At 43.3% G+C, this 23,028-nt stretch carries 27 protein-coding genes; 22 read left to right on the top strand and 5 right to left on the bottom strand.

Translation table 11 applies throughout. The features are described from left to right. Positions 1-127 precede the first annotated feature (127 nt). The 18 genes from GYO_RS33405 to GYO_RS33320 all read left to right on the top strand — a co-directional run bounded on the left by GYO_RS33405 (position 128) and on the right by GYO_RS33320 (position 16,352). Complete coding sequence (locus tag GYO_RS33405; RefSeq protein WP_003225569.1) at positions 128-463, top strand: nucleotide pyrophosphohydrolase; 336 nt, start codon at positions 128-130, stop codon at positions 461-463. 11 nt (positions 464-474) lie between these two features. Further along, positions 475-1,278, top strand: coding sequence for a 4-hydroxy-tetrahydrodipicolinate reductase (gene dapB / locus GYO_RS33400; protein ID WP_014114194.1), 804 nt, complete (start codon positions 475-477; stop codon positions 1,276-1,278). Between the two features lie 15 nt (positions 1,279-1,293). Next, entirely contained in the window at positions 1,294-1,707 is a 414-nt protein-coding gene (gene mgsA / locus GYO_RS33395; protein WP_003225572.1) for a methylglyoxal synthase, read from the top strand. Next, on the top strand, positions 1,700-2,410 hold the full coding sequence (gene bshB1, locus GYO_RS33390; protein ID WP_014114193.1) for a bacillithiol biosynthesis deacetylase BshB1: 711 nt from the start codon (positions 1,700-1,702) through the stop codon (positions 2,408-2,410). Before mgsA ends, bshB1 begins: the two co-directional genes overlap by 8 nt. After that, a complete protein-coding gene (gene bshA, locus GYO_RS33385; protein WP_014114192.1) occupies positions 2,407-3,540 on the top strand; it encodes an N-acetyl-alpha-D-glucosaminyl L-malate synthase BshA in 1,134 nt (377 codons plus the stop codon). Before bshB1 ends, bshA begins: the two co-directional genes overlap by 4 nt. Positions 3,541-3,544: 4 nt before the next feature. Next, entirely contained in the window at positions 3,545-4,738 is a 1,194-nt protein-coding gene (locus tag GYO_RS33380) for a CCA tRNA nucleotidyltransferase (protein WP_014114191.1), read from the top strand. Next, a complete protein-coding gene (locus GYO_RS33375) occupies positions 4,723-5,700 on the top strand; it encodes a bifunctional biotin--[acetyl-CoA-carboxylase] synthetase/biotin operon repressor (RefSeq protein ID WP_014114190.1) in 978 nt (325 codons plus the stop codon). The genes GYO_RS33380 and GYO_RS33375 overlap by 16 nt, the downstream gene beginning before the upstream one ends. A gap of 244 nt (positions 5,701-5,944) precedes the next feature. Then, positions 5,945-6,778: a 3-methyl-2-oxobutanoate hydroxymethyltransferase gene (gene panB, locus GYO_RS33370; RefSeq protein ID WP_014114188.1), complete on the top strand. Its 834-nt coding sequence runs from the start codon at positions 5,945-5,947 to the stop codon at positions 6,776-6,778. A gap of 1 nt (position 6,779) precedes the next feature. Beyond that, positions 6,780-7,640, top strand: coding sequence for a pantoate--beta-alanine ligase (panC, locus tag GYO_RS33365; protein ID WP_014114187.1), 861 nt, complete (start codon positions 6,780-6,782; stop codon positions 7,638-7,640). 1 nt (position 7,641) lies between these two features. Next, complete coding sequence (gene panD, locus GYO_RS33360; RefSeq protein WP_003225586.1) at positions 7,642-8,025, top strand: aspartate 1-decarboxylase; 384 nt, start codon at positions 7,642-7,644, stop codon at positions 8,023-8,025. Between the two features lie 125 nt (positions 8,026-8,150). Then, positions 8,151-10,946 carry an ATP-dependent DNA helicase DinG gene (gene dinG / locus GYO_RS33355; protein WP_014114186.1) on the top strand — a complete coding sequence of 932 codons (2,796 nt, stop codon included), beginning with the start codon at positions 8,151-8,153 and terminating at the stop codon, positions 10,944-10,946. A gap of 141 nt (positions 10,947-11,087) precedes the next feature. Beyond that, complete coding sequence (locus GYO_RS33350) at positions 11,088-11,258, top strand: YpmA family protein (RefSeq protein ID WP_003225588.1); 171 nt, start codon at positions 11,088-11,090, stop codon at positions 11,256-11,258. Positions 11,259-11,266: 8 nt separating this feature from the next. Continuing rightward, positions 11,267-11,752, top strand: coding sequence for a cell wall elongation/penicillin-binding protein regulator TseB (tseB, locus tag GYO_RS33345; protein ID WP_014114185.1), 486 nt, complete (start codon positions 11,267-11,269; stop codon positions 11,750-11,752). 22 nt (positions 11,753-11,774) lie between these two features. After that, complete coding sequence (aspB, locus tag GYO_RS33340; protein ID WP_014114184.1) at positions 11,775-12,956, top strand: aspartate transaminase AspB; 1,182 nt, start codon at positions 11,775-11,777, stop codon at positions 12,954-12,956. A 141-nt stretch (positions 12,957-13,097) separates the two neighbouring features. Continuing rightward, on the top strand, positions 13,098-14,390 hold the full coding sequence (asnS, locus tag GYO_RS33335; protein ID WP_014114183.1) for an asparagine--tRNA ligase: 1,293 nt from the start codon (positions 13,098-13,100) through the stop codon (positions 14,388-14,390). Between the two features lie 94 nt (positions 14,391-14,484). Further along, positions 14,485-15,183: a DNA replication protein DnaD gene (gene dnaD, locus GYO_RS33330; protein ID WP_003225592.1), complete on the top strand. Its 699-nt coding sequence runs from the start codon at positions 14,485-14,487 to the stop codon at positions 15,181-15,183. An 18-nt stretch (positions 15,184-15,201) separates the two neighbouring features. After that, entirely contained in the window at positions 15,202-15,861 is a 660-nt protein-coding gene (gene nth / locus GYO_RS33325; protein ID WP_003225594.1) for an endonuclease III, read from the top strand. Continuing rightward, positions 15,858-16,352: a YpoC family protein gene (locus GYO_RS33320; RefSeq protein WP_014114182.1), complete on the top strand. Its 495-nt coding sequence runs from the start codon at positions 15,858-15,860 to the stop codon at positions 16,350-16,352. The genes nth and GYO_RS33320 overlap by 4 nt, the downstream gene beginning before the upstream one ends. Before the next feature lie 73 nt (positions 16,353-16,425). Here the strand turns inward: GYO_RS33320 and GYO_RS33315 are convergent, their stop codons facing one another. Both GYO_RS33315 and recU read right to left on the bottom strand, forming a co-directional pair. Then, entirely contained in the window at positions 16,426-19,167 is a 2,742-nt protein-coding gene (locus GYO_RS33315; RefSeq protein WP_014114181.1) for a transglycosylase domain-containing protein, read from the bottom strand. Between the two features lie 21 nt (positions 19,168-19,188). Next, the gene (gene recU / locus GYO_RS33310) at positions 19,189-19,809 is read right to left on the bottom strand and encodes a Holliday junction resolvase RecU (protein WP_014114180.1); all 621 of its coding nucleotides are present in this window, start codon (positions 19,807-19,809) and stop codon (positions 19,189-19,191) included. Between the two features lie 40 nt (positions 19,810-19,849). On the opposite strand from recU, the gene GYO_RS33305 reads away from it, so the two are divergent. Further along, the gene (locus GYO_RS33305) at positions 19,850-20,812 is read left to right on the top strand and encodes a DUF2515 domain-containing protein (RefSeq protein ID WP_014114179.1); all 963 of its coding nucleotides are present in this window, start codon (positions 19,850-19,852) and stop codon (positions 20,810-20,812) included. Positions 20,813-20,836: 24 nt separating this feature from the next. On the opposite strand, the gene sspM is transcribed toward GYO_RS33305, so the two are convergent. After that, the gene (gene sspM, locus GYO_RS33300; protein ID WP_003225606.1) at positions 20,837-20,941 is read right to left on the bottom strand and encodes an acid-soluble spore protein SspM; all 105 of its coding nucleotides are present in this window, start codon (positions 20,939-20,941) and stop codon (positions 20,837-20,839) included. A gap of 198 nt (positions 20,942-21,139) precedes the next feature. Between sspM and GYO_RS33295 the strand changes: the two genes are divergently transcribed. Continuing rightward, complete coding sequence (locus tag GYO_RS33295; RefSeq protein WP_014114178.1) at positions 21,140-21,385, top strand: DUF5446 family protein; 246 nt, start codon at positions 21,140-21,142, stop codon at positions 21,383-21,385. Positions 21,386-21,430: 45 nt separating this feature from the next. Further along, on the top strand, positions 21,431-21,802 hold the full coding sequence (locus tag GYO_RS33290) for a YppE family protein (protein WP_003225610.1): 372 nt from the start codon (positions 21,431-21,433) through the stop codon (positions 21,800-21,802). Positions 21,803-21,841: 39 nt separating this feature from the next. Here the strand turns inward: GYO_RS33290 and GYO_RS33285 are convergent, their stop codons facing one another. Then, entirely contained in the window at positions 21,842-22,030 is a 189-nt protein-coding gene (locus GYO_RS33285; protein WP_003225611.1) for a YppF family protein, read from the bottom strand. Between the two features lie 186 nt (positions 22,031-22,216). On the opposite strand from GYO_RS33285, the gene GYO_RS33280 reads away from it, so the two are divergent. Beyond that, complete coding sequence (locus GYO_RS33280; protein WP_014114177.1) at positions 22,217-22,585, top strand: YppG family protein; 369 nt, start codon at positions 22,217-22,219, stop codon at positions 22,583-22,585. Positions 22,586-22,605: 20 nt separating this feature from the next. On the opposite strand, the gene GYO_RS33275 is transcribed toward GYO_RS33280, so the two are convergent. Next, a complete protein-coding gene (locus GYO_RS33275; protein WP_013308008.1) occupies positions 22,606-23,025 on the bottom strand; it encodes an Hsp20/alpha crystallin family protein in 420 nt (139 codons plus the stop codon). Between the last annotated feature and the right edge of the window lie 3 nt (positions 23,026-23,028).

Here is a 23,028-nt window from a genome sequence, read left to right as displayed (position 1 = left end):
CTTTTCCTTCCATTAGATAGCGTTTATATTATAGTGGATGAAAAAGAAAACAGCAAACGTGCTTAAACATTTGTCAAACGTATCTGAATTAGCTAACATGTAAGAGGATGATAGGAGGTTTCGTTTAGTGAGTGATAAAACAATGAAAGACATACAGGCTGAAGTAGACCGTTACATCGGCCAATTTAAAGAAGGATATTTCAGCCCGCTTGCCATGATGGCGAGGCTGACCGAAGAACTTGGCGAGCTTGCCAGAGAAGTGAATCACCGCTATGGAGAAAAACCAAAAAAAGCGTCTGAAGATGATAAAAGCATGGAAGAGGAAATGGGCGATGTGCTGTTTGTATTGGTTTGTTTAGCCAACTCTCTTGATATCTCTTTAGAGGAAGCCCACGACCGAGTCATGCATAAATTTAATACTAGAGATAAAGATCGCTGGACCAGAAAAGAAGAAGGAAAGTAGAGGAGATCAAGATGTCAAACGAAACAATTAAAGTAGTCATTGCAGGACCGCGTGGAAGAATGGGGCAGGAAGCTGTTAAATTGACAGAACGAACACCTCATTTTGACCTTGTCGGGGCCATAGACCATACATACGACCAGCAAAAATTATCTGATGTGATGTCTGTTGAGTCAGACGCTCTCATTTACACAGATATCTGTGCATGCTTTACGGAAACACAGCCGGATGTCTTAATTGATTTAACAACGCCTGAAATCGGGAAAGTACATACAAAAATTGCATTAGAACACGGAGTTCGTCCGGTTGTCGGAACAACCGGTTTCTCAGAAGCTGATTTAAAAGAGCTTACGTCTTTAACAGAAGAGAAGGGAATCGGAGCCATCATCGCTCCAAATTTTGCACTTGGTGCGGTGCTGATGATGAAATTTTCGAAAATGGCTGCCAACTACTTTGAGGATGTTGAGATTATTGAGCTTCACCATGATCAGAAGCTTGACGCGCCAAGCGGAACGGCGCTGAAAACAGCGGAAATGATTTCAGAAGTTCGTAAAGAAAAGCAGCAAGGACACCCGGATGAAAAAGAAATTCTTCCAGGAGCTAGAGGAGCGGAGCAAAACGGTATCCGCTTGCACAGTGTCCGTCTTCCGGGATTGATCGCACATCAGGAAGTCATGTTCGGTATGGATGGCCAAACGCTTCAGATCCGCCACGATTCCTATAACCGCGCTTCTTTCATGTCAGGTGTTAAACTGTCAGTCGAACAAGTCATGAAGATCGATCAGCTTGTGTACGGATTAGAAAATATCATTGATTAGACAGGGGGATAAATGATGAAAATTGCTTTGATCGCGCATGACAAGAAAAAACAGGATATGGTTCAATTCACGACTGCCTATCGGGATATTTTGAGACATCATGATCTATACGCGACCGGAACAACAGGATTGAAAATTCAAGAGGCGACAGGTCTTCAAATTGAACGTTTTCAATCCGGCCCTTTAGGGGGAGACCAGCAAATCGGTGCACTGATCGCGGCCAATGCACTCGATCTTGTCATCTTTTTGCGCGACCCGCTGACCGCGCAGCCGCATGAACCGGATGTCTCGGCATTAATCCGGTTATGTGATGTGTATTCCATTCCGCTCGCTACAAATATGGGTACTGCGGAGATTCTTGTCCGCACACTTGATGAAGGTGTTTTCGAATTCCGCGATCTTCTTCGGGGAGAAGAGCCGAATGTATAATGCTGACGTTCTTGCGTTTGGCGCCCACAGTGATGATGTCGAGATCGGAATGGGCGGCACAATCGCGAAGTTTGTCAAACAGGGAAAAAAAGTAATGATATGTGATTTGACTGAAGCGGAACTCTCTTCAAACGGAACGGTCAGTTTACGTAAAGAAGAAGCAGCTGAAGCAGCCCGTGTATTAGGTGCAGAAAAAAGAATTCAGCTGACACTTCCAGACCGCGGTCTGATAATGAGTGATCAGGCAATTCGGGCGATTGTCAGTGTCATCAGAACCTGCCGGCCCAGAGCAGTTTTCATGCCGTATAAAAAGGATCGCCATCCGGATCACGGCAATGCGGCTGCACTGGTGGAAGAAGCAATCTTTTCCGCAGGAATCCACAAATATAAAGACGAAAAAAGCCTTCCCGCGCATAAAGTAAACAAGGTTTACTATTATATGATAAATGGTTTTCATCAGCCTGATTTTGTCATTGATATCTCGGATACAATAGAGGCCAAAAAACAAAGCCTCAATGCCTACAAAAGCCAGTTTATACCGTCAAAGGATTCAGTTTCAACTCCTCTGACGAATGGCTATATCGAGATCGTTGAAGCGAGAGAAAAGCTTTACGGTAAAGAAGCGGGTGTGGAGTATGCCGAAGGTTTCTTTTCAAAACGGATGCTGATGCTCGATCATGATGTGCTTGGGGGAGAACAATGAAAAAACTAAAAATAGGTATCACATGCTATCCGAGCGTCGGAGGCTCAGGTATCATTGCGACAGAACTGGGGAAGCAGCTTGCTGAAAAGGGACATGAAATCCATTTTATCACGTCAAGCATTCCGTTTAGACTAAATACATATCACCCCAATATTCATTTTCATGAAGTTGAGGTTAATCAATATGCTGTTTTTAAGTATCCTCCGTATGATTTGACATTAGCAAGCAAAATCGCTGAGGTGGCAGAACGGGAGAATTTAGACATTATCCATGCTCACTACGCTCTCCCGCATGCGGTTTGCGCCTATCTTGCAAAGCAGATGCTGAAACGCAATATCGGCATTGTGACAACTTTGCATGGCACGGATATCACTGTGTTAGGCTATGACCCCTCTTTAAAAGATCTTATCCGTTTTGCCATTGAGGCATCAGACAGGGTGACAGCTGTCTCCTCAGCGCTTGCAGCTGAAACGTACGATTTAATTAAACCGGAGAAAAAAATTGAAACGATTTATAACTTTATAGACGAGCGCGTGTATCTGAAGAAAAACACTGCGGCAATTAAAGAGAAACATGGTATTTTACCAGACGAAAAAGTTGTCATCCATGTGTCCAACTTCAGAAAGGTTAAACGTGTGCAGGACGTCATCCGTGTGTTCCGGAATATCGCCGGCAAAACGAAAGCGAAGCTGCTGTTAGTCGGAGACGGTCCGGAGAAATCGACAGCCTGTGAGCTTGTCAGAAAATATGGATTGGAAAACCAAGTTTTAATGCTTGGAAATCAAGATCGTGTTGAGGAGCTTTATTCCATTAGCGATTTAAAGCTGCTGCTGTCTGAAAAAGAAAGCTTCGGCCTTGTCCTGCTTGAGGCGATGGCTTGCGGGGTGCCTTGTATCGGAACAAACATTGGCGGTATTCCGGAGGTTATTAAGAACAATGTGAGCGGATTTTTGGTGGATGTCGGCGACGTTGCAGCCGCAACAGACCGCGCGATGAGTATTTTAGAAGATGAACAGCTAAGCAAGCGTTTTACAGAGGCTGCAATGGAAATGCTCAAAAATGAGTTTTCTTCACAAAAAATTGTCAGCCAGTATGAACAGATTTATGCCGATTTAGCAGAACCGGAGTGATAACATGGAACAAGTTTTTATCAAAGCACTTCCCGTGCTCCGCACCTTAATCGAAGCGGGCCACCAGGCTTATTTTGTCGGAGGTGCAGTTCGTGACGGCTATATGAAACGAACGATCGGAGATGTCGATATCGCGACTGATGCGGCACCAGATCAAGTAGAAAGGTTGTTTCAGCGGACGGTTGATGTAGGCAAAGAGCACGGGACGATTATTGTGCTCTGGGAAGATGAAACCTATGAAGTCACTACATTCCGGACTGAATCAGAGTATGAAGATTATAGAAGACCGTCAGACGTGCAATTTATCACATCATTAGAAGAGGATTTAAAACGCAGAGATTTGACGATTAATGCGATGGCCATGACAGCGGATGGGAAGGTGCTTGATTATTTCGGCGGCAAGAAAGATATTGATCAGAAACTGATTCGAACCGTCGGAAAGCCTGAGGACAGATTTCAAGAGGATGCACTTCGTATGTTGAGAGCTGTACGCTTTATGAGCCAGCTTGGCTTTACGCTTTCACTAGAAACAAAAGAAGCCATCACGAAAGAAAAATCACTCCTATCCCATGTTTCAGTTGAACGAAAAACAATAGAGTTTGAAAAAATGCTGCAGGGAAGAGCGTCCCGCCAGGCGCTTCAAACGCTCATTCAAACGGGGCTGTATGAGGAACTGCCTGGTTTTTATCATAAACGAGAGAACCTGCTTGCGGCGAGTGAGTTTCCTTTTTACTCTTTAACATCCCGTGAAGAGCTTTGGGCTGCGCTTTTAATTGATCTTGAAATAGATTTGAAAGATGCGCCGCTTTTTCTGAAAGCATGGAAGCTCCCGGGAAAAGTGATGAAGGAAGCGATTCACATAGCCCATACGTTTGGCCAGAGCCTTGACGCTATGTCAATGTACAATGCCGGGGAAAAATCACTTCTATCAGCGGCCAAAATATCGCAGCTTCGGCAAAACGAAAAACTGGATGACGAAAAACTAAAGGACATTCAAAACACTTATCAAAGCCTGCCGATCAAAAGTCTTAGGGATCTTGATTTCACGGGTAAGGATTTGCTTGCGCTTCGTAACCGGCCTGCCGGGAAATGGGTGTCGGAAGAATTACAGCGGATCGAGCAGGCTGTTGTGACAGGAAAGCTCTCCAATCAAAAGAAACACATAGAGGAGTGGCTGAAGACATGCGGTCAACATTAAGAAAAGACCTTATTGAATTATTTTCTCAGGCTGGAAATGAATTTATTTCCGGCCAAAAAATAAGTGATGCGCTCGGCTGTTCCAGAACTGCTGTGTGGAAGCATATTGAAGAGCTTCGGAAAGAGGGCTATGAAGTAGAAGCCGTTAGAAGAAAAGGATATCGGCTTATCAAAAAGCCCGGGAAAATCAGTGAAAGTGAAATTCGCTTCGGATTGAAAACGGAAGTGATGGGCCAGCATCTTATTTATCAAGACGTTATTTCAAGCACGCAAAAAACGGCGCATGAGCTTGCGAATAATAACGCACCGGAAGGCACTCTTGTGGTGGCTGACAAACAAACAGCCGGCAGGGGGCGAATGTCTAGGGTATGGCATTCCCAAGAGGGAAACGGCATTTGGATGAGCCTGATTTTGCGGCCTGACATTCCGCTCCAAAAAACACCGCAGCTCACATTACTTGCTGCAGTAGCTGTTGTGCAGGGAATAGAAGAGGCAACAGGCATCCAAACGGATATTAAATGGCCTAATGATATTTTGATTAACGGAAAAAAAACAGTCGGCATCTTAACAGAAATGCAGGCCGAGGAAGACCGTGTACGTTCAGTTATCATCGGGATCGGCATTAACGTTAACCAGCAGTCTGATGATTTTCCAGATGAACTGAAGGACATCGCGACAAGCCTCAGCCAAGCTGCCGGAGAAAAAATTGACCGGGCCGGCATCATCCAGCATATTTTACTTTGCTTTGAAAAACGGTACCGGGATTATATGACACACGGCTTTACGCCGATTAAGCTTTTATGGGAAAGCTATGCGCTGGGAATCGGCACTAATATGAGAGCCAGAACGTTAAACGGAACCTTTTATGGGAAGGCGTTAGGTATAGATGATGAAGGCGTTCTTCTTTTAGAAACGCAGGAAGGCATTAAAAAAATCTATTCTGCCGATATTGAATTGGGTTAATGTGTTGGTACAAGCACGTTGATTTTGGTATACTTCCATTGGGCAGTATCGCCTGCGAACTGCACCTATTATAAAAATAGATAGACATTGCAGCAGTCTGCCTTGATCCAAAAAAGGACTGGGACAGAGGGATGAAACTCGCCGAACTTTAGAAAGTGCAGAATCCTTCTCGTTAAACGGAAGGTTTTTTGGCTTGTATAAGAAAACGGCAGCTCATCTCCTCTAAACATGAGGAGGAGAAAACATGAAAACAAAACTCGATTTTCTAAAAATGAAGGAGAATGAAGAACCGATTGTGATGCTGACCGCTTATGATTATCCGGCAGCTAAGCTTGCTGAACAAGCGGGAGTTGACATGATTTTAGTCGGTGATTCACTCGGAATGGTCGTCCTCGGCCTTGATTCAACTGTCGGTGTGACAGTTGCGGACATGATCCATCATACAAAAGCTGTTAAAAGAGGCGCGCCGAATACTTTTATTGTGACAGACATGCCGTTTATGTCTTATCACCTGTCCAAGGAGGATACGCTGAAAAATGCAGCGGCTATCGTTCAGGAAAGCGGAGCTGACGCACTGAAGCTTGAGGGCGGAGAAGGCGTGTTTGAATCCATTCGCGCATTGACGCTTGGGGGCATTCCGGTAGTCAGTCACTTAGGCCTGACACCGCAGTCAGTCGGTGTATTAGGTGGGTATAAAGTACAGGGCAAAGACGAACAAAGCGCCAAAAAATTAATAGAAGACAGTATAAAATGCGAAGAAGCAGGAGCTATGATGCTTGTGCTGGAATGTGTGCCTGCAGAACTTACAGCCAAAATTGCCGAGATGCTAAGCATTCCGGTCATCGGAATCGGGGCTGGTGTGAAAGCAGACGGGCAAGTTCTCGTTTATCATGATATTATCGGCCACGGTGTTGAGAGAACACCTAAATTTGTAAAGCAATATACGCGAATTGACGAAACAATCGAAACAGCAATCAGCGGATATGTCCAGGATGTAAGACATCGTGCTTTCCCTGAACAAAAGCATTCCTTTCAAATGAATCAGACAGTGCTGGACGGCTTGTACGGAGGAAAATAAGATGAGACAGATTACAGATATTTCACAGCTAAAAGAAGCCATAAGACAATATCAGTCAGAGGGGAAGTCAATCGGATTTGTTCCGACGATGGGATTTCTGCATGAGGGGCATTTAACCTTGGCAGACAAAGCAAGACAAGAAAATGACGTCGTCGTTATGAGTATTTTTGTGAATCCTGCGCAATTTGGTCCTAATGAAGATTTTGAGGCATATCCGCGAGATATTGAGCGGGATGCGGCTCTTGCAGAAAACGCCGGAGTCGATATTCTTTTTACGCCTGATGCTCATGATATGTATCCCGGTAAAAAGAATGTCACGATTCATGTCGAAAGACGCACAGGCGTTTTATGCGGACGCTCAAGAGAAGGACATTTTGACGGTGTTGCAATTGTACTGACGAAGCTGTTCAATCTTGTGCAGCCGACCCGCGCCTATTTCGGTTTAAAGGATGCACAGCAGGTAGCAGTTGTTGATGGCTTAATCAGCGATTTCTTCATGGATATTGAATTGGTTGCTGTCGATACGGTCAGAGAGGAAGACGGCTTAGCCAAAAGTTCCCGTAATGTATATTTAACAGCTGAGGAAAGAAAAGAAGCGCCTAAGCTGTATCGGGCCCTTCAAACAAGTGCGGAGCTGATCAGAGCCGGCGAAAGAGACCCTGAAGCGGTAATAAAAGCTGCGAAAGAAATCATTGATACGACAAGCGGCACCATTGACTATGTGGAGCTTTATTCCTATCCGGAACTCGAGCCTGTGAACAAAATTGAAGGAAAGATCATTCTGGCTGTAGCAGTTGCTTTTTCAAAAGCGCGTTTAATAGATAATATCATTATTGATATTCGAGAAATGGAGAGAATATAATATGTATCGCACGATGATGAGCGGCAAGCTTCACAGGGCAACCGTTACGGAAGCAAATCTGAATTATGTGGGGAGCATTACAATTGATGAAGATCTCATTGATGCGGTGGGAATGCTTCCTAATGAAAAAGTGCAAATTGTGAATAATAATAATGGAGCACGTCTGGAAACGTATATTATTCCTGGTAAACGCGGAAGCGGCGTCATCTGCTTAAACGGTGCAGCCGCACGCCTTGTGCAGGAGGGAGATAAGGTCATCATTATTTCCTACAAAATGATGTCTGATCAAGAAGCGGCAAGCCACGAGCCGAAAGTGGCTGTTTTGAACGATCAAAACAAAATTGAACAAATGCTGGGGAACGAACCAGCTCGTACAATTTTGTAGAAGAAAAGCCCCCTTTATCGGGGGTTTTCTTTTAAGATTTTGGGAGTAAAACGGTTTTGCCGCTCCATTTCCGTACAAAACGTGTTACACTTTTGTCGTATGCAAGAATTGAGGTGTCCATTTTAATGAATAAGCAACGGTTCGTTGTTATAGATGTAGAAACAACAGGGAATTCGCCGAAGAAAGGCGATAAAATCATACAAATCGCAGCGGTTGTAATCGAAAATGGACAAATTACTGAGCGGTTTTCAAAATATATTAATCCAAATAAATCCATTCCTGCTTTTATTGAGCAGCTTACTGGAATCTCTAATCAAATGGTAGAGCATGAACAGCCGTTTGAGGCTGTCGCTGAAGAAGTGTTCCATTTGCTTGACGGCGCTTATTTTGTCGCCCACAATATCCATTTTGACCTTGGGTTTGTCAAGTATGAGTTACATAAGGCGGGCTTTCATCTCCCAGATTGTGAAGTGCTGGATACTGTCGAGCTCTCCCGTATTGTTTTTCCGGGATTTGAGGGATATAAGCTGACCGAATTAAGCGAGGAGCTTCAACTGCGGCATGATCAGCCGCATCGGGCTGACAGCGACGCTGAAGTGACAGGGCTTATTTTTTTGGAAATCCTTGAAAAGCTGCGGCAGCTTCCTTATCCGACATTAAAGCAGTTAAGAAGGCTCTCGCAGCATTTTATCAGTGATCTGACGCATTTGTTGGATATGTTCATTTATGAAAACAGACATACCGAAATACCGGGTTATGCGCGCTTTTCCTCTTTTTCTGTCAGAGAACCCCAATCAATCGATGAACGTGCCAATGAAGAGGGGAACTTCTCATTTGAGATCGAAAATTGGGAAGCGGGAAATGAAAAAGCGCTGTCAGAGTTAATGCCTGGGTATGAAAAAAGAGAAGGCCAAATGATGATGATGAAAGAGGTAGCTGAAGCGTTTGCCAATCGTGAGCATGCGCTGATTGAAGCTCCTCCGGGAATCGGAAAAACGATTGGCTATCTTATTCCAGCTGCGCTTTTTGCCAAGAAATCAAAAAAGCCGGTCATTATCAGTACGTATTCAACGCTTTTGCAGCAGCAGATTCTGACAAAGGATTTGCCGGTTGTCCAAGATCTGTTTCCATTTCCGGTAACAGCGGCGATTTTAAAAGGGCAATCGCATTATTTATGCCTTTATAAATTCGAGCAGGTGCTTCATGAAGACGATGATAATTATGATGCCGTACTGACAAAGGCACAGCTCCTCGTTTGGCTGACAGAGACTAACACAGGAGATGTAGCTGAACTGAATTTGCCTTCAGGCGGAAAATTGCTGTGGGACAGATTGGCTTATGACGATGAATCCTATAAAAGAAGTCGCAATGAGAATGTGACCGGCTTTTATGAGCGGGCCAAACAGATTGCTATGCGTTCCGATTTGGTGATCACCAACCATTCTCTTTTGCTGACCGATGAAGGCAGCCAGAAAAAAAGGCTCCCTGAAAGCGGCACATTTATTATCGATGAAGCACATCATTTTGAACGTGCGGCAAGCGAACATTTAGGAAAAAGAGCCACGTACATAGAATTGCATACTAAATTGAGCAGAATCGGCACTTTGAAGGAGCAGGGACTTCTAAAAAAGATGAGACAGCTATTCCAGCGAAACAGCCTGCCGGTTGATTCCTTCTTCGAATTGGAAGAGTGGATTCAGCACATTCAAGCAGAAAGTGATGCTTTCTTCAGCTCAGTGCATTCTTTTGTCAAACGAAGAAAACCTAAAGAAGACTTAAACCGTCTAGTTTTTAAGGTGAACAAAGAAAGCCAAGATAAAAGCTGGTCGATTTTAACGGATGGAGCGGAGAGGCTTTGTTCTATGCTGACACATTTGCAGCAGCTTTTTGAGGCACAGTCGGCCCTGATGGAAAAACATCTGACGAGTATGAAGAGCAAAACCGTCTTTTTAGCGGATGAATATCAAAGAAGCATGAAAGGCTTGCAGCAGTACTGTCAGACGTTGCAGAAACTGTTCTTTGAGTCTCAAGACGATGAAGCCGTTTGGATTGAAATAGACGCAAAGGGAGCGAAAAATGCGGTGGCCATTTACGCACAGCCGCTTGAACCTGGTGAACTTCTGGCTGATCAGTTTTTCGCGCGCAAAAACAGTGTGGTGCTTACATCTGCAACCCTTACAGTCGAAGATTCTTTTCAATTTATGATTGAACGACTGGGGCTGGGTGACTTTTTCCCGCGGACAATGAGAATTGAGTCGCCTTTTTCTTACGATGAGCGCATGCGGGTGTTGATTCCAAAAGAAATGAAATCAATCCAAGATACGGGGCAAGCCGAATTTATACAGGATACTGCCCGTTATATTGAACTGATGGCAAAGGAAAAACAGCCTAAAATCCTTGTGCTGTTAACATCCCATGATATGCTGAAAAAGGTTCATCAGGAACTTAAGCACGTGATGAGCGCTTCCGGCATTCAGCTCTTAGCGCAAGGAATTACAGGCGGAAGTCCTGGAAAACTGATGAAGACTTTTAAAACCTCTAATCAGGCGATCCTGCTTGGTACGAATCACTTTTGGGAAGGCGTTGATTTCCCTGGTGATGAGCTGACAACGGTAATGATCGTGAGGCTTCCATTCCGGTCCCCTGATCATCCGCTTCATGCTGCAAAATGTGAGCTTGCCCGCAAAAAAGGGCGGAACCCGTTTCAAACAGTATCACTTCCGGAAGCTGTGCTGACCTTCAGACAAGGAATCGGCCGCTTGCTGCGGACAGCCGGAGACAAAGGGACGATTGTCATATTGGACCGACGGATTAAAACGGCTGGTTACGGCCGGCTGTTTCTTGATGCCTTGCCGACAACCTCCGTATCTGAAATGACTGACAGCGAGCTTGAGGCTTACGTTGCCGGGGAAAATGAATAAAAGCCGCATAAAGCGGCTTTCCGGTGTGGGAGTAGGATGGTGTTTTATTTAAAAGCGGTTTTGCCGCTCTGTGATACTAGTATGGCGTGTCCTGAAATGGAGTATGACTAACAATATTTGTTCAAACTGGAGGATGAAAAAATGGAAAGCAAAATCGAAATTCTTTCAACAATTAACGTAGAGCATTCTGATGACTTGTATAAAATTGTAGACACACTGAATCGGACACTGAAGAGAGACAATCTGATGTTCGGCCTTGCGCTGGATGAAGAAAACAAAAACCAAGCCGTTTTTACTATTTATCGTACGTAGGTGAGAAGATGAGAAAAAAAGCATTAATATTTACCGCCATTTTTGGTATTATTTTTTTAGCAGTACTTCTTGTCTCGGCAAGTATTTATAAATCAGCCATGGCACAAAAGGAAGAGGGGCACGAAGCAGCAGCTGCTGAAGCTAAAAAAGAAACCGATCTCGCCAACGTTGATCAAGTCGAAACATTTGTCGGAAAAGAAAAATATTATATCGTAAAGGGAACGGACAAAAAAGGCACTACATTATATGTCTGGGTTCCTGCTGATAAAAAAGCAAAAATTCTCTCAAAAGAAGCAAAAGAGGGTATCTCGGAAGACAAAGCGGCAAAAATCATACAGGATGAAGGGCTGGTTTCAAAGCAAAAAGAGGTTCACCTGGCAAGAGAAGGAAATGTCCTGCTTTGGGAAGTGACGTACTTAGACAAAGAAGGTCAATACAGTTTAAGTTATGTGGACTTTACAACTGGAAAGATTCTCAAAAATATCACGCCTTAAGACGAATTAGGGGGAGTTCAAGTTGAAACTGGCAAAAAGAGTATCCGCATTAACACCATCTACCACACTGGCAATCACAGCGAAAGCGAAAGAACTGAAAGCGGCGGGCCATGATGTCATCGGCTTAGGAGCAGGCGAACCTGACTTCAATACACCGCAGCACATTATTGATGCCGCTGTACGTTCAATGAACGAAGGCCATACGAAATATACGCCTTCAGGTGGTCTGGCTGAACTGAAAAACAGCATTGCAGAGAAATTTAAACGTGACCAGAATATTGAATACAAACCGTCTCAAATTATTGTCTGCACTGGTGCCAAACATGCTCTGTACACCCTTTTCCAAGTGATTTTGGATGAAGGAGATGAAGTCATTATTCCAACGCCTTACTGGGTAAGCTATCCGGAGCAGGTGAAACTCGCTGGCGGAAAGCCTGTTTATGTAGAAGGGCTTGAGGAAAATCATTTCAAGATTTCTCCTGAACAGCTGAAAAATGCGATCACGGATAAAACAAAAGCGATCGTCATCAACTCTCCAAGCAACCCGACTGGTGTCATGTATACGGAAGAAGAATTGGCAGCGCTTGGTGAAGTGTGCCTTGAACATGACATCCTGATTGTGTCTGATGAAATTTATGAAAAACTTACATACGGCGGAAAGAAACACGTTTCCATTGCACAGCTGTCTGACAGTCTGAAAGAGCAGACGATTATTATTAACGGCGTGTCGAAGTCACACAGCATGACGGGCTGGAGAATCGGTTATGCAGCTGGGTCTGAAGACATTATTAAAGCGATGACGAACCTTGCAAGCCACAGTACGTCAAATCCGACATCAATCGCACAGTACGGAGCAATTGCTGCTTATAACGGGCCTTCTGAGCCATTGGAGGAAATGAGAGAAGCATTTGAACATAGATTACATACAATCTATGCAAAGCTCGTAGAAATCCCTGGGTTCAGCTGTGTGAAGCCAGAAGGTGCTTTTTACTTGTTCCCGAATGCAAGAGAAGCAGCCCAATCTTGCGGATTCAAAGATGTAGATGAATTTGTTAAAGCGCTTCTTGAGGAGGAAAAAGTTGCGATTGTTCCTGGATCTGGCTTTGGCTCTCCTGATAATGTCCGTCTGTCTTACGCAACATCGTTAGAGCTTCTTGAAAAAGCGGTTGAAAGAATCAAGCGTTTTGTCGAAAAACATAGCTAACAGATTAAAAAGCGGCTGAAAGAAAAGCCGCTTTTTATCTGCATTGACCCGGTTAGTTAAGAGCGGGTATAATAAAGTGATGATAATAGAGTTCGGGGCAATGGGCTTCCGAATGTCTTTCTTGTTTTGGAGGGAAATATGTTGAAAACAACAATCAACCAAGTGTACAAGCACGTAGGTGAGGAAGTAATGATCGGAGCTTGGGTCGCTAATAAGCGTTCAAGCGGGAAAATCGCGTTTTTACAGCTGCGGGACGGTACCGGATTTATTCAAGGTGTCGTAGTAAAAGCGGAAGTGGAAGAAAGCATTTTCCAAACAGCTAAATCAGTGACGCAGGAAACGTCACTCTATATAAAAGGGATTGTCAAAGAGGACGAGCGTTCTCCGCTTGGGTATGAACTAGCTGTGACAGGTATTGAAGTCATTCACGAAGCGACTGATTATCCAATTACGCCAAAAGAACACGGCACGGAATTCTTGATGGATCACAGACATTTATGGCTGCGTTCAAAACGCCAGCATGCGATCATGAAAATCCGTAATGAAATCATTCGCGCGACTTACGAATTCTTTAATAATGAAGGCTTCGTAAAAGTCGATCCGCCGATTCTGACTGGAAGCGCACCTGAAGGAACAACAGAGCTCTTTGCGACAAAGTACTTTGATGAAGATGCTTACCTGTCTCAAAGCGGTCAGCTTTACATGGAAGCTGCGGCAATGGCTTTAGGAAAAGTATTCTCCTTCGGACCGACATTCAGAGCGGAAAAGTCTAAAACAAAGCGCCACTTGATCGAATTCTGGATGATCGAACCGGAAATGGCGTTTGTAGAATTTGAAGAAAACCTTCAAGTACAGGAAAATTACGTTTCATTCATTGTGCAATCAGTTCTTAAGAATTGCAAAATTGAATTAAACACATTAGGAAGAGACATGTCAAAACTTGAGCAAATCAAAGCTCCGTTCCCAAGAATCACGTATGACGAAGCGATTGATTTTCTGAAAGAAAAAGGCTTTGATGATATCGAGTGGGGAGATGACTTCGGAGCGCCTCATGAAACAGCGATTGCCGAACACTATGACAAACCGGTTTTCATCACCCACTACCCGACGTCCTTAAAACCATTCTATATGCAACCTGCCTTTGACCGTGATGATGTCGTGCTTTGCGCTGACCTGATTGCGCCGGAAGGCTATGGAGAAATCATCGGCGGATCTGAACGGATTCACGATATGGAACTTTTGGAAGCTCGTCTTAAAGAACATGGACTGGATTCTGACGCATATAAATGGTATGCTGAACTTAGAAAATATGGATCAGTTCCTCATTCCGGCTTCGGCCTTGGATTAGAGCGGACAGTAGCTTGGATCAGCGGAGCGCCTCACGTTCGTGAAACCATTCCGTTCCCAAGACTATTAAACCGCCTGTATCCATAATACATTCAAATGAAACAAGAAAAAGAGTCTCCTGCAAGGGAGACTTTTTACAGTAAAGGGGAATTCGTGATCCTTTACAGTAAGAGGTGTGACAATGAAAAAACATCAATTTATTGACATGCAGGAGCAGGGAACGTCAACAATCCCTAATCTTCTGCTCACGCATTATAAACAGCTCGGGCTTAATGAAACAGAACTTATCCTGCTGTTAAAAATCAAAATGCATTTAGAAAAAGGCTCTTATTTTCCTACACCGAATCAGCTGCAGGAAGGGATGTCAATTTCTGTTGAGGAATGCACAAACAGATTGCGGATGTTCATTCAAAAAGGTTTTCTGTTTATTGAAGAATGCGAAGACCAAAATGGCATCAAATTTGAGAAATATTCTCTTCAGCCTTTATGGGGTAAGCTGTACGAGTATATACAGCTTGCACAGACTCAAACACAGGAAAGAAAAGCAGAAGGGGAACAAAAAAGCCTTTATACCATTTTTGAGGAAGAGTTCGCCAGACCCTTATCACCTTTGGAGTGTGAAACACTGGCCATTTGGCAGGATCAAGATCAGCATGACGCACAGCTGATCAAACACGCGTTAAAAGAGGCTGTACTCTCAGGGAAACTCAGCTTCCGCTACATTGACCGGATTTTGTTTGAGTGGAAGAAAAACGGGCTGAAAACTGTAGAACAGGCTAAAATCCACAGCCAAAAATTCCGGAAGGTACAAGCAAAGCAGAATGAACCGCAAAAAGAGTATAAAAGGCAGGTTCCTTTTTACAATTGGCTTGAACAATAAAGTGAAAAGGTGACAATCGTGTTAAATCTAAAACAAATTGAATTCTGTTTAGACAAGATAGGCGACATGTTTCCCCACGCAGAGTGTGAACTGGTTCATTCCAATCCTTTTGAATTAGTGGTGGCAGTCGCTTTATCTGCTCAATGCACAGATGCACTTGTAAACAGAGTGACCAAAACATTATTTCAAAAATATAAACGGCCGGAAGACTATTTGGCTGTTTCGCTGGAAGAGCTTCAGCAGGATATTAAATCAATCGGTTTGTATCGCAATAAAGCGAAAAACATCCAAAAACTAAGCAAAATGATTATTGAAGATTACGGCGGGGAAGTGCCGCGAGACCGTGATGAGCTTGTCAAACTGCCAGGTGTCGGAAGAAAGACCGCCAACGTCGTGGTATCCGTTGCCTTTGGCGTGCCGGCCATCGCCGTAGATACCCATGTGGAGAGAGTCAGCAAGCGTTTGGGAATCTGCCGTTGGAAGGACTCGGTGCTGGAAGTGGAAAAGACGTTGATGCGCAAGGTTCCGAAAGAAGACTGGTCCGTTACGCATCACCGGCTTATTTTCTTCGGCAGATATCACTGTAAGGCCCAGTCACCGCGCTGTGCGGAATGCCCGCTGCTTTCTCTGTGCAGAGAAGGGCAGAAGAGAGATAAAAAAGGACTGGTGAAACGATGACGCAAGCGAAAGAAGTGTTGGCTTCTTATGAGCAATACTTGCGCAGTCTTGGCCAGCTGAGCTCCTCGGATATGAAAGAAGCCTTGCAGATCAACCCAGTGTATTTTGATTTCTGCACGGAATCTCAAGGCATTTTGCCATGGGAGGACAGCGGTAAGTATGTTCCGCTATTATTTAATGTGTGGGAAGACATTAAAGCATCACTTCTCCCTGTTTTTCAAACACGAAAATCGAGATGCGACCAAAATGATATGCTGAAGGGCATTGTGTGTTTGCTGGCTTCGCTTCACTGGACAGCAGGTGAGCGGGTGAAATCGCTTGATTGGGCAGAACTGACGGAGAAATCATTCCCCGCCAAGCCGATCAATTGGGCTGAACGAGTAGAATTTATTCTTCTAAAGCCGACCCAATACCATTGCTTTATTCAGCTTGATGAGCTGTTTACTGAAATGAAAAAGCATTTTTATAAATACCATGCGATGAATCGATAAAACCTCTCCATAAAAGGAGAGGTTTTTTATTATGAAGAGAAAAGCCATCACCCAAAAGGTGATGGCTTTTTGTTTAATTTGTTTTTTCAGTTGTTGATGATAAGTTCGTTTGTGTTTCTGTTTTGTTTTTATTTGTATCAGAACCTGATGAATCATTCGTATCTGAGTTCGTATCACCATCCGACGTATCTTGGTTGTTGCTGTTGTTGTTATTGTTGTTGTTATTGTTAGGTTGGTCTTGGTTATTGTTGTCGGGCGGATTGGTGTTCGTGTTGTCTTGTTTTTTGTCTTGGTCGTTTGTTGAATCATCTGTCTTATCTTTATCTGTCTGACTGTCATCTGTTTGAGAATCATCAGTTTGTGTGTCATCCTGAGTCTTCTCATCATCTTTATTTTCATCATCCGTTTGTTGCTGATCTTCTTTATCTTCATCATCTTCAGCTTTCGGTACTTCATAGGATGTGGAAGCTGTACTTTTGCCATCATCACTGACGGCTGTTACTTCGAATTTGTATACAGATCCTGGCTGCACGCCCGAAATGACTGCCTCTTTTGCAGAGCTGTTTTGAATTTCTGAGTAGCTGCCGCCATCAACAGATTGCTTAACAGCAAAGGTCGCATCTCCATCGTAATTCCAGCTTAATGTCAAAGATTGATTGTCTTTATCATATTTCACGTTTAAACCAGACAGTTTTTCTGTTTCTTCTTTTTCTTCTTTCTCATATGTTTTAGAAACAGTAGAAGGAGCTGTGCCTTTTACAAAGTACTCTGTGAGCTTTTTATCGCTCGGCGTATTTGGTCCTGCCAGTTTTGCCGGGTTAGAGCCTTTTTCTACAGTGGCTTCCACTACGCTGTCAGGCTTCTCAAATGATCCGCTTCCGTCATCGACGTCGGCAATGAGTTGGGCGAAAATGCGCTTTGCAACTTTTTGCTCTTCAGCTGAAAGAGATTTCTTTCCAGCTTCGTTTTCTCCCATACCTGTCCAGACTGCTGCTGTATATTGCGGTGTGTAGCCGACAAACCAAGAATCTCGGGCACCGCCGCTTGCGATATTGTACCTTTGGACTTCATTTTCATCAAAGTTTGTTGTCCCTGTTTTTCCTGCTACTTCCACACCGGGTACTTGTGCAAGCTGTCCAGTTCCTGTCTTAACAGCTGTTTTCAGCATATCTGTAATCATAAACGCAGTATAATCGCTCATTGCTGATTTTGATTTCGGTGTTAAGTCAAGCTTCGTGCCATCGTTAAATTCAATAGACTTTACAAAATGTGGTGCATTATACGTTCCGTTATTTCCAAACGCGCTGTATGCGCCTGCCATTTTTAGAGGAGAAACACCATCGTCTCCACCAAAACCGCCAATTGAATAGGCCTCTGATACATTATCTTTTGTTAATCCAAGTCCAAGTCCATTTGCAAAGTCTACAGCAGTATCTTTACCGACTGCCTGGAATGCTTTTAAAGCTGGGATATTTCTTGATTGTGCAAGAGCGTAACGCATAGAGATAGACCCTAGATATTTACGGTCCCAATCACGGATTGGTTTTCCATTCGAATACGTATAAGCTGAGTCATCAATTTGTTCGTACGTGGACCATTTTTTGTTTTCGATAACTGGGCCGTAGTCCAAAATCGGCTTTATGGTTGAACCAGGCTGTGCCTCAGTTTGAGTTGCATAGTTAAAGCCTCCGACAGGCTGATTGCGTCCTGCACCAATCGCGCTTACTTCTCCAGTTTTTGTATCGAGAAGCGTAACGCCGCCCTGCATGCCTTCAGTAAATCCGACGGTGTCTCCGTTCATTAATTCATCTAGTTTGTCTTGTGCTTTTGTATCTAATGTCGTATAAATTTTTAATCCGTCAGTACCTGGGTTGACATCAGATTTTTCTTCAATTTCTTTCATGACTTCTTCAATAAACGCGCTGTATTTATTTGAATTTGTTTTTTCATATTCCTTCTGTGACACAACGCCTTCGTCTTTCACTGCCACTTTTTTCGCTTTGTTATATTCAGAATCAGAAATAAATCCTTGCTTTTTCATCAGACTGAGTACAATATTCCGCCGTTTTTCCGCTTTATCCGGGTTTTTAACGGGATTGTACGCTGTCGGGCTTTGCGGCATACCCGCAAGTGTCGCAGCTTGTTCCACAGTCAATTTGCTTAAATCTGTGACGCCGAAAAATTCTTCCGCCGCTTTTCCGATTCCGTATGCTCTAGGAGAAAAATAAATCCGGTTTAAATACATTTCTAAAATTTCATCTTTAGAGTAATTGCGTTCAAGCTGAATCGATAGCCAAACTTCCTGCACTTTCCGTTTCAGCGTCTTCTGATGAGAAAGAAGGGAGTTCTTGACGACCTGCTGTGTGATTGTACTTCCGCCTTCAGCCCCGAAGCCATCTGTAAAGTTGGCGACTAAGGCGCCTCCGATACGGACAGGGTCAATCCCGTGGTGCTCATAAAAACGGGCGTCCTCTGTCGCAATAAAGGCTTCTTTTACAACATCGGGAATTTCATCTATCGAGACGTAGGTCCGCTTTTCGGAGCCGTATTCAGCGATTTCTTTTCCGTTTTTATCATAAATTGTCGATGAATAAGGCGTCTTTAATTTGTTTTCATCCAATGATGGAGCATCTGAAACCATGACGGCAAATGTTACCGCACCGCCGACTACGCCTAAAACAAACAGAATGAGTAAAGTAAAAAGGGTCTTTTTAAACAATCCGCCTTTTTTTCGTTTCTTGCCTTTTTTCGGTGAAGGACTCGATTTGCTGTTCGCTTTTCGTCGAGCTTCACGGCTGTTAAATTGATCTGACATAACATCTCAACCTTTCGTTAATCAACCTTTCGCACTAGAAGATGGCGAAAAATAAAGCTGTTCAATAATACTAATATAATCAATTCTAGGTGCGTATCCAAGAGAAATCGGATATGCTGATTCCTCTAACTCATCTTTTCGAATTGATTTTCTGCCGTTTTTTTCTTTTCTGTCCCAGAAAAAAAACAGCTTATCGGCTTCCAAAAAATAAACCTGGTCGAAAGCGGATATAATAACAAAACAAATACCGTCTTGAGCCTTTACCTGCTTCATATGCTCGATTTGATGGTCATGGAAATTCTGCAGGGGGAAAGAGGTCTTGTTTTTCGTTTCTTTCGCCTCAAAATCAATATACCGCCCTTTGTAAATCCCGTTATAATCTGTTGTCGATGATTGTTTAAAGTAAGCTTCTTTAATCACTGCGGCGCTTCTTTTTGGATAATGGACATTTACAATTTGAACTGGTGTCGGCTTTTTGTGTATGACGGCAATTTGGTTTGTCAGATAATACTTATTCGTTTCGTTTAAGTCATCTTCGAGGGTCATCCCGCGATTACTGTAAGACGGGGCCCTTTTCTGACTGTTTTGGGATGAAACCGAATGTTTCGGCTGGAACGTTTTTCCGTTAGGATAACGAATCACTTTCTCATCCTCCTTATTAAACTATTCATGACGGAAGTGAATGAACGTGCAAGAACAACAGACCATCAGAAAGCTTCTGTGCCGGATTGAGCGGCAGACAAAATCAAAAAACGCAGATAACATTTCAAGAACGAACGCATATAAAGCGTTTTATGACCGTCATCCGGAAATTAAATGGTCGCTTTTGGCATCCTTCGTTTCTCGCAATGCCGGCTGGTCAATGACTGACTTAAAAGGCAGTCTGTTTCAGCTTGGACTCCGTGAGAGACAGCAAAAGTGGTTCTTTTTAGCCTATGAAAGAGCGAACTGGCTTATTTTTTCGGATGCCTATCCGCAGCTTCTTTTGTACCACTGGTCAAAAAAAATCGGGAAACCGCTGTTCCATCACCTGCATGTGTTTGGGGTCTCGCAATTTATGACGGAAGAATGGGCCCGTTTTTGGCATGAGCGAAACACGGAGCGGCTGATGTATGCCCTCATTATAAATGAACAAAACACTATCCAAACACCTATTATACAAAATCCTTCGTTTAAAAAGAATGTTTTTGACACGATTCCTTTTTATTTAAGTGATTGGTTTCATTTTAACACGGTTATTTTTCCTTCTTCAGACGGGTTTCTTTACGGCATTTCAGTGAAACGCTTTTCAAAGACAGAGGAAAGGGTAAGGCTGGGAAAGCAGCTGTCTCAATTGCTGTTCAGTCCGGAATTGTTCTCCTCTTTTTATCACTTTTTGCATACAGTGCCGCACACAGGCTCCCGTTTTGATATGGAAAAAATGATCGGGATCACAAAAAGAACATCTCCTATGTTAAGGACATGCTATCCTGAGGTAATCCACTCATTAGACGGAGAGAAGACAGATTGGTTTCATGGAAAGATCAAGAAAGCGTTCTTTAGGCGTGAGGAATTGCCGAAGCAGATTGAATTGACAGACTGGTATTTACATAAAAAACGCCAGCTTCATGCGCTTTTTGCGTTGGAGCATTGGCTGAAAAAATAAAGAAGCAAGGAATTTCCTTGCTTCTTACGTAGAAGGGCGGTTCGGGCCGCCTAGTTTTTTATCTAAAGAATCGATTGCTTTTGATTCCGTCTTTTTTTGCTGGCCGGCTTTTTTCGGTCTTGTTTTCATACGGCACCTCCTCACAAGTATCGTTTGCATTAAGGGAGAGGATCATACAATTTTTGCGGGTCTTTTTGTCGAAAACTTCAGCTTTTCGTGGAATGCCTGTTTGTTTGGCGATTTGCTTCTAGTTTTGTCATGAGGAAGGAAAGAGCCTGAAGAGCAAAGAATGTTAACCGGGAGAGACGAGGAAAGGGAGGTACACGAATGTCCGGTTATGTAAGCAAAACAGATATTCTCCGTATGCTTTCTGATATAGAAGATGAATTAACCCGAGCTGAGCAAAGCCTGAATCATTCTGTAATTGCCTTTGAGGCTGAGATGCGGGAAACGGAAAACGATCGCCTGAGTGTGCTGGAAGAAGAACTCATGGACCTTCATATTTGTATAAACGAGCTTTGTCAATCGCCTCAACACAGGTATGCGTTTGAAAAGGTATACCGTATCGGCTGAATTTGCGAGTGAAATTTGGTACGATATGCATTGAGGTGAAGGGTATTGCAATCACAAACGTTGCTGGAAATGACCGAGCAAATGATTGAAGCTGCTGAAAAAGGTGCTGATCGATATCAGGAAGGAAAAGACAGTGATCTTTCTTATGATTTTTTTGAGACGATAAAGCCTGCAGTTGAAGAGAATGATGATCTGGCGGCTCGCTGGGCGCAAGGGGCGCTTGAATTGATAAAAGCCCGCCGTCCGAAATATGTGCATAAAGAGCAAATCGAGACCGTAAAGGATAATTTTCTGGAATTGGTCCTTCAATCATATGTTCATCATATTCATAAAAAACGATTCAAGGACATCACTGAGTCAGTCCTTTATACATTGCACGCAGTAAAGGATGAAATTGCAAGAGAAGACAGCCGGTAAAGGCTGTCTTCTTTTAAGTTTGTTATAGGGGGCCGGACGTTAATTCAACTCATATGCCGGGCTTTCTGCTCCATTTGCTTCGAGAACCTTCATACTGTTACGAAACTCAGTTGTGCTGAGATGTCCTTGAATATAGAGGAACTTGGCAAAGTCCATCAGTTTATTCATACAGTCTGTTTCATATTTCTTCATTTCTGCAAAACGTTTGCTTAAGTATGATACGTTCATTATGGTGCATCCCCTCTCATCTGTATTGAAAATATGGTACCATAATGATTCGACTTTTTTCTGTTTTTAAAAAATTTAAACTTTCGACACAATTTGACAAACGCGAATCAGGACCTGTGACACAAACAATAGTTTTCGTTCATACATATATAGAAGAGAAACATGTAGAGTTTAGGGGGAATCGCAATGAACAGGAGTTCTCAGAGCTATCCTCGGCAAATGGGCTATTATTATCCACAGCAAATGCAGGGATATTATCAGCAGGTTTCACCTGGGCAATACTTCCCGCAGCAGCATTATGGACAGCAAGAATATTATCAGCCGTATGTTCCGAACCAGTCTATGCCTATGCAGCCGCCTGTATTTTCCAACCCTTATCCAATCCCAAGGCCTAATCAACAGCAGCCCTCACAATTCCAAAATATTATGTCGCAGTTCAAAAAAGCCAACGGGCAGTTTGATTTTAATAAAATGATGGATACGACAGGTCAAGTGATGAGTGCAATGAATCAGGTCGGATCTTTAATAAAGGGATTTACCAGCTTTTTTAAATGATAGAAGCATGAATGAGTCGTTCATTCATGCTTATTTTTTGGAAAGAAAAGTGTCATTGTCTGCTCGTTCCAAGATGTTTCCATATCTTCTTGGTGTACTTCATAAGGCAGCTGAACCGTTCTCGTCATGCTTGTAAAAGTGGCCTCATTTTGCTGTTTCTGTTTCTCTTGGAGAGTTACGTGCAGATACCTTGATTTAATATCAACGACGATCTCGCCATCACGAAACGTCGCTGGAATTGTAATATCGACATACAGCCCAGTATCTCTTTCTCTGACATGTATGGTCGTCTGTACATCCTTTACACTCGAGTTGATCAGGTTTTGAAATCCGTTTAATAGGTTGCCGAATGCTGAGGATTGAAACAGATGATCCATTGCCTCCGTGATGATTTCTTCTTTCTTTTGCAGTTCGTTCTTTTTGTCATCATTGAATTCCAAATC

The organism is Bacillus spizizenii TU-B-10, assembly GCF_000227465.1.
GTDB lineage: Bacteria > Bacillota > Bacilli > Bacillales > Bacillaceae > Bacillus > Bacillus spizizenii.
This window is presented reverse-complemented; position numbering and strand designations above follow the sequence as displayed.